A 6,186-nucleotide genomic window follows, 5' to 3' on the forward strand; every position below is an offset into this window, starting at 1 on the left:
ACTTCCTGTCGCGACCGGATCGTGGCAGGACTGGCTTTTTCACGGCTGATAGCCGTATAACAAGGTCGGTAAGTGGAAGAGATCTAACGTTATGATGTCAGAAACCGATATTGCACGCCAACGGGCCACAGCATGGTTGACCGATGCAGGCATGCGTCCAACGCGGCAGCGGCTGACCCTCGCGACATTACTGGTTGGCGATGGCAAGGACCGGCACGTCACAGCCGAAAGCCTGCACGAAGCGGCGGCAAGCGGCACTGATCCTGTGTCTCTGGCCACGGTCTACAACACGCTGCGCGCCTTTTGTGAGGCCGGCTTGGTCAATGAGGTCACGGTTGATGGCAACCGGTCCTATTTCGACACCCGAACCGACGACCACCCCCATTACTACTGGGAAGATGAGGGCCGCTTGTCCGATGCGCCATCCGACAGCGTTCGGATCGTCGGCATGCCCGAAGCCCCTGCTGGTGCAGAAGTATCGCGCGTTGACGTCGTGATCCGACTGCGCGCAAAAAACTAAGGGGCCCCAATGGCCACAGCCTTGCTGACCCATCCTGATTGCCTGACCCATGTCACGCCGCCGGGCCACCCCGAACAGGTTGCCCGTCTGACCGCCGTCAATGCAGCCCTTTCAGCCCCTGCATTTGACGACCTGATTCGGCTGGACGCACCGAAAGCCGCCAAAGCCGACCTGCTGCTGGCCCATCCGGAGGCCTATATCGAAAAGATATTTGCCGCCCTGCCCAAAACGGGAACGGTCCCACTGGATGCCGATACGCATATGTCGCCGGGATCGCTGGATGCTGCACTTGCGGCGGCCGGGGCGAATATCGACGCGGTTGACCGCGTGATCAAGGGCGAGGTTCAAAACGCCTTTTGCGCCACCCGCCCGCCGGGGCACCATGCCGAAACGGCGACCGCGATGGGGTTCTGCCTGTTTGGCAATGTGGTGATCGGGGCGCGGCATGCATTGCAAAAGCATGGCCTTCCCCGTGTGGCGATTGTCGATTTTGACGTGCATCACGGCAATGGAACGCAGGACCTTGTCTGGAATGATGCGCAGATATTCTTCGCCTCGACCCACCAGATGCCGCTTTATCCTGGCACCGGGGCCGCGTCGGAAACCGGCGCGCATGGCAATGTCCTGAATGTGCCGCTGGAACCCGAAGCAGACGGCACAGCCTTCCGCGCCGCTTTCGAAGCCCAGGTTTTGCCTGCTGTCGACAGCTTCGCGCCCGAGCTTTTGATCATCTCTGCCGGTTTTGACGCCCATGCGGATGATCCGCTCGCTAACCTGAACCTGCGGGAGGCCGATTTCGTCTGGGCCACGCAGCGCTTATGCGATTTGGCGGACAAACATTGCGGAGGGCGCGTTGTGTCCTCGCTTGAGGGGGGCTATGATCTGGACGCATTGGCCGCCTCTGTTGCGGCGCATGTTCAGGTGCTGATGGAGCGGGGAAAATGAGCGACACACCGGTGACAGACTTGTCCTTCGAGGCGGCAATGGCCGAATTGGAAGAGGTGGTCAGAAAAATCGATTCTGGCGAAGCGCCCTTGGAAGAATCCATCGCACTTTATGACCGCGGCGAGGCATTGCGCCGCCATTGCCAGTCCAAACTGGCCGCCGCAGAAGAGAAGATCGCCAAGATCACCGCCGGACCCGACGGTCAGGCGGCTGCGCTGGACCCGGTTGATCCCGACTGACATGGCCAATGCCGACGATCTGCAGTTTCACGCTGTTCTAAGCCAGCACGCGACCGCGACCGAGGAGGTCCTGTCGCAACTTATGCCCCCCGAAGGCACAAGGCTGGCCGATGCGATGCGCTATGCCGTGCTGTCAGGTGGCAAACGCATCCGCGCCTTCTTTGTCATGGAAACCGCGCTTATGTTCGGGGCGGTCAAGGCCCCTGCGGCGCGGGTCGCGGCGGCTGTGGAATGCCTGCATGGCTACTCGCTGGTGCATGACGACCTGCCCGCCATGGATGACGACGACCTGCGCCGGGGCAAACCGACGGTGCACAAGGCCTTTGACGAGGCAACGGCGATTCTGGCCGGCGATGCGCTGCAGGCGCTGGCCTTCGATATCCTTGCCGGCCAGCAGACCGCGATTGATGCCAATGTGCGGGTCAAGCTGATCGGGCATCTGGCCAAGGCATCCGGGGCCTGGGGGATGGTGGCGGGCCAGGCGATGGATATCGAAGCCGAGACCTCGAAAACGCCCTACACGCTTGACCAGATCACCCAGTTGCAGCGCCTCAAAACCGGTGCCCTGATCCGCTGGTCGGTCGAGGCCGGTGCGATTCTCGGCAAATTCAATGCCGAACCGCTTATGGGCTATGCCGATGCCATCGGTCTTGCGTTCCAGATCCGCGATGACGTGCTGGATGTGGAAGGCAGCGCTGCGGCGACCGGGAAAGCCACCGGTAAGGATGCGGTTGCAGGCAAGGCCACCTTTGTCTCGCTTCTGGGTCTTGAGGGGGCCAAGAAACGTGCCGCCGAGCTGGTTGAGGAAGCCTGCGATGCCATCGCCCCCTACGGAAGCGCTGCACGAAATCTGCACCTTGCCGCGCGTTTTGTGATCTCGCGCGACAATTGACCCTCTGGCTTTTTGGGCCGCCCGGGGGCATAACCCGCGACGGAAGTCAGCAAGGGAGGCCCCTTTATAAGGGGAAAGCAAGCCGATGCCGCCAGAAACCCCGCATCTGAACCAGATCAAGACGCCTGCCGATCTGCGCGGCCTGTCCGTGACAGAGCTAACCCGGGTGGCTGACGACCTGCGGGCTGAGGTGATTTCGGTGGTCTCTGAAACAGGCGGCCATCTGGGTGCCGGGTTGGGGGTTGTAGAGCTGACGGTTGCTTTGCATGCAGTATTCGAGACCCCGCATGACCGGCTGATCTGGGACGTATCGCATCAATGCTACCCGCATAAAGTGCTGACAGGACGGCGCGACCGTATGCGGACCCTGCGCAAGGGTGGGGGGCTGTCCGGCTTTACCAAACGCGACGAAAGCCCTTATGACCCGTTCGGTGCCGCGCATAGCTCTACCTCGATCTCGGCGGCCCTTGGCTTTGCCGTGGCGCGCGATCTGGGCGGTGCGCCGGAACATGGTGTGGGCGACGCCATCGCGGTGATCGGCGATGGCGCGATGTCCGCCGGGATGGCCTATGAGGCCCTGAACAATGCCGGGCATCTGGGCAAGCGGCTGATCGTGATCCTGAATGACAACGAAATGTCCATTGCCCCGCCGGTCGGGGCGATGTCCTCTTATCTCTCGCGCCTCTATGCCGGTGCGCCATTTCAGGAACTGAAATCGGCTGCCAAAGGGGCGGTCAGCCTGTTGCCGCCACCGTTGCAGGAAGGCGCGCGCCGGGCCAAGGAAATGCTGAAGTCGATGACCGTCGGCGGAACCTTGTTCGAGGAACTCGGCTTTTCCTATATCGGTCCGATTGATGGGCACGATATGGACCAACTGGTGTCGGTCCTGCGCACAGTGAAAGATCGCGCCGATGGGCCGGTGCTGATCCATGCGATTACAAAGAAGGGCAAGGGGTTCCACCCGGCAGAAACCTCTGCCGATAAGGGCCATGCAACGGGCAAGTTCGATCCCGCCACCGGAACACCGGTGAAGGTGGTGAAAACCGGCACCAACGCCCCCAGCTATACCAAGGTTTTTGCGCAAAGCCTGATCAAACAGGCCGAGGATGATCCGCTGATCACGGCTGTGACGGCCGCGATGCCTTCGGGCACCGGTCTGGATCTGTTTGCCGAACGCTTCCCGCCGCGCTGTTTCGATGTCGGCATCGCAGAGCAGCACGCCGTGACCTTCAGTGCCGGAATGGCGGCAGGCGGGCTGAAACCGTTCTGCGCGCTCTATTCCACCTTCTTGCAGCGCGGTTACGATCAGGTCGTGCATGACGTGGCGATCCAGAAACTGCCGGTGCGCTTCGCCATTGACCGCGCCGGGCTGGTCGGGGCCGACGGCCCGACCCATGCAGGCTCTTTCGATATAGGCTTTCTGTCGAACCTGCCTGGCTTTGTGGTGATGGCCGCGGCGGATGAGGCGGAACTGGTGCATATGGTGGCCACTGCCGCCGCCCTTGATGACCGCCCCTCCGCCTTCCGTTTCCCGCGGGGTGAGGGCGTGGGGGTCGAGATGCCCGAACGCGGCACACCGATAGAGATCGGCAAAGGCCGCATCATGGCCCAAGGGGATCGCGTCGCCATCCTGTCCTTCGGGGCGCGCCTGTCCGAGGTACAAAAAGCAGAAGAGGCCCTATCCGCCCGCGGCCTGCGCCCGACCATCGCTGATGCGCGGTTTGCCAAACCGCTCGATCACGACCTGATCCGCCAACTGGCCCGCCATCACGAGGCACTGATCACGATCGAGGAAGGATGCGTTGGCGGTTTCGGATCTCATGTCGCCCAGTTCCTGGCCGATGAGGGCATCTTTGATACCGGTCTGAAATACCGCTCCATGGTGCTGCCCGATACCTTCATCCAGCAGGACAACCCGGCCGCCATGTACGACGTGGCCGCGATGAACGCGCCCCAAATCGAGGCAAAAGTACTGGACGTTCTGGGCATCGCCGCGCTGGAACGACGGGCATGACATCGCGCATGGTGGGTTTCACCCACCCTACGGATCAGTGCCCTGTAGGGTGGGTGAAACCCACCATGGCCCAAGACACCTGCGTTTGAACATGAAAAGGAACACAGAATGATCGGACGTCTGAACCATGTGGCCATCGCGGTGCCGGATCTCGAAGCCGCCTCGGCGCAATACCGTGATACGCTTGGGGCAACGGTCGGTGCGCCGCAGGCCGAGCCGGATCACGGGGTCACCGTGGTGTTCATTGACCTGCCCAATGCCAAGATAGAACTCCTGCATCCTTTGGGTGAAGCCTCCCCCATCCAGGGGTTTCTCGACAAGAACCCTTCCGGCGGCATCCATCATATCTGCTACGAAGTCGACGACATTCTCGCCGCCCGTGATCAGTTAAAAGCCGCCGGTGCTCGGGTTCTGGGCAACGGCGACCCCAAGATCGGCGCGCATGGCAAACCGGTCCTGTTCCTGCATCCCAAGGATTTCACCGGCACATTGGTAGAGTTGGAGCAAGCATGACCATCACCGGCGCATTTGTTCTGTTCGCAGTCATCTGGTTCCTCAGCCTGTTGGTTGCCTTGCCGATCGGCTTAAGAACGCAAGGCGATCTGGGCGAGATAAAGCCCGGCACCCCGGCCTCGGCCCCGGAAAACCCCAATATCCGGAAGAAGATCATCTGGGTTACCATTGTTACCATCGTGCTTTGGCTGCCTTTGGTGATTGTGATTGATCAGGGCTGGATCAGCATCGACGATATCGATATCTGGCGCCGTTTCAGGGCTGACCAATAGCGACAGCGGCTCACGAAATACCTAAGCTTTCAGACGCGTCCGGTTCTCAGTACGACGCTCAATTTGGCGTTTGCGCGATTCTGGGTTACCCTACGTTACGAAAACAAGGAGCAAGACGATGAAATTCACCGCGATGCTTGTGCTGATGGTTGGCTTTGCTGCCGGAGCAACCGCTTGCCCGATGAGCGGCCATGAAGAACAGACCGTTCAAAGCCCGATCCTAATCCTGCCGCCTGTGGACGGTGACGCGCCGACAGCAGATAGCTGAGGATTTTTTAGCTTCGGGAAAGCCCTGAGGATAGGGCTTTCCCTCTATATGTTGTGAATTGCACTTATCCGGCGCTCGGATTGCAAACATCCCGGATTCTCGCTCAAATTATCTGACGCTATCCGGGGTATCAAACTCACATTATCTGCGACTGTGATCAGATTAATTGCGACGGGATCGCAATCATCCGCCTCGGATCACATTACGTGCGAACAGGATTTTGGGCGTGTTTTCAAATGCCTGCCTTCCCATCCAGTTGTTGAGATACTGAACGCTGTTTGTCAGACGGGATTTCAAGACAACAATATTCAATGGATGTGGCCGCGCGCCTGCCAGCGCCTCGTGGTCTGGAAATGGGACGTTTCCCAGATGGGCCGTTCAGACAAAGCGCAGCAGATTCAACCAAAGATGAAGATTTTCTGATGCGGGCCAGGGTGCGCGGTTTCGGCTTGGCCTGAGTGTGGTCCGCGTTGGAAAATCTCTCAGGGAGGAAGCTGCGGGGGCTGGGCGGTGTCTATGGGGA

Annotated in this window: 8 protein-coding genes; all 8 read left to right on the forward strand. The window is 60.3% G+C overall.

Annotated features, from left to right (window positions below):
- Positions 1–91 precede the first annotated feature (91 nt).
- The 8 genes from irrA (at position 92) to ACW9UQ_RS14270 (ending at position 5,663) form a co-directional block, all read left to right on the forward strand.
- Positions 92–520, forward strand: a complete 429-nt coding sequence (gene irrA / locus ACW9UQ_RS14235) for an iron response transcriptional regulator IrrA (RefSeq protein WP_458931685.1) — start codon at positions 92–94, stop codon at positions 518–520.
- 9 nt (positions 521–529) lie between these two features.
- A complete protein-coding gene (locus ACW9UQ_RS14240) occupies positions 530–1,465 on the forward strand; it encodes a histone deacetylase family protein (protein WP_458931686.1) in 936 nt (311 codons plus the stop codon).
- The gene (locus ACW9UQ_RS14245) at positions 1,462–1,704 is read left to right on the forward strand and encodes an exodeoxyribonuclease VII small subunit (RefSeq protein WP_458931687.1); all 243 of its coding nucleotides are present in this window, start codon (positions 1,462–1,464) and stop codon (positions 1,702–1,704) included. Before ACW9UQ_RS14240 ends, ACW9UQ_RS14245 begins: the two co-directional genes overlap by 4 nt.
- A 19-nt stretch (positions 1,705–1,723) precedes the next feature.
- Entirely contained in the window at positions 1,724–2,596 is an 873-nt protein-coding gene (locus tag ACW9UQ_RS14250; protein WP_458931692.1) for a polyprenyl synthetase family protein, read from the forward strand.
- Between the two features lie 85 nt (positions 2,597–2,681).
- Complete coding sequence (gene dxs, locus ACW9UQ_RS14255) at positions 2,682–4,610, forward strand: 1-deoxy-D-xylulose-5-phosphate synthase (protein WP_458931688.1); 1,929 nt, start codon at positions 2,682–2,684, stop codon at positions 4,608–4,610.
- Positions 4,611–4,718: 108 nt separating this feature from the next.
- The gene (gene mce, locus ACW9UQ_RS14260; RefSeq protein WP_458931689.1) at positions 4,719–5,123 is read left to right on the forward strand and encodes a methylmalonyl-CoA epimerase; all 405 of its coding nucleotides are present in this window, start codon (positions 4,719–4,721) and stop codon (positions 5,121–5,123) included.
- Positions 5,120–5,395, forward strand: a complete 276-nt coding sequence (locus ACW9UQ_RS14265) for a DUF1467 family protein (protein ID WP_458931690.1) — start codon at positions 5,120–5,122, stop codon at positions 5,393–5,395. Before mce ends, ACW9UQ_RS14265 begins: the two co-directional genes overlap by 4 nt.
- A gap of 118 nt (positions 5,396–5,513) precedes the next feature.
- Positions 5,514–5,663: a hypothetical protein gene (locus ACW9UQ_RS14270; protein WP_458931691.1), complete on the forward strand. Its 150-nt coding sequence runs from the start codon at positions 5,514–5,516 to the stop codon at positions 5,661–5,663.
- The last annotated feature ends 523 nt before the right edge of the window (positions 5,664–6,186 follow it).

It is taken from the genome of Halovulum sp. GXIMD14793 (assembly GCF_054457435.1).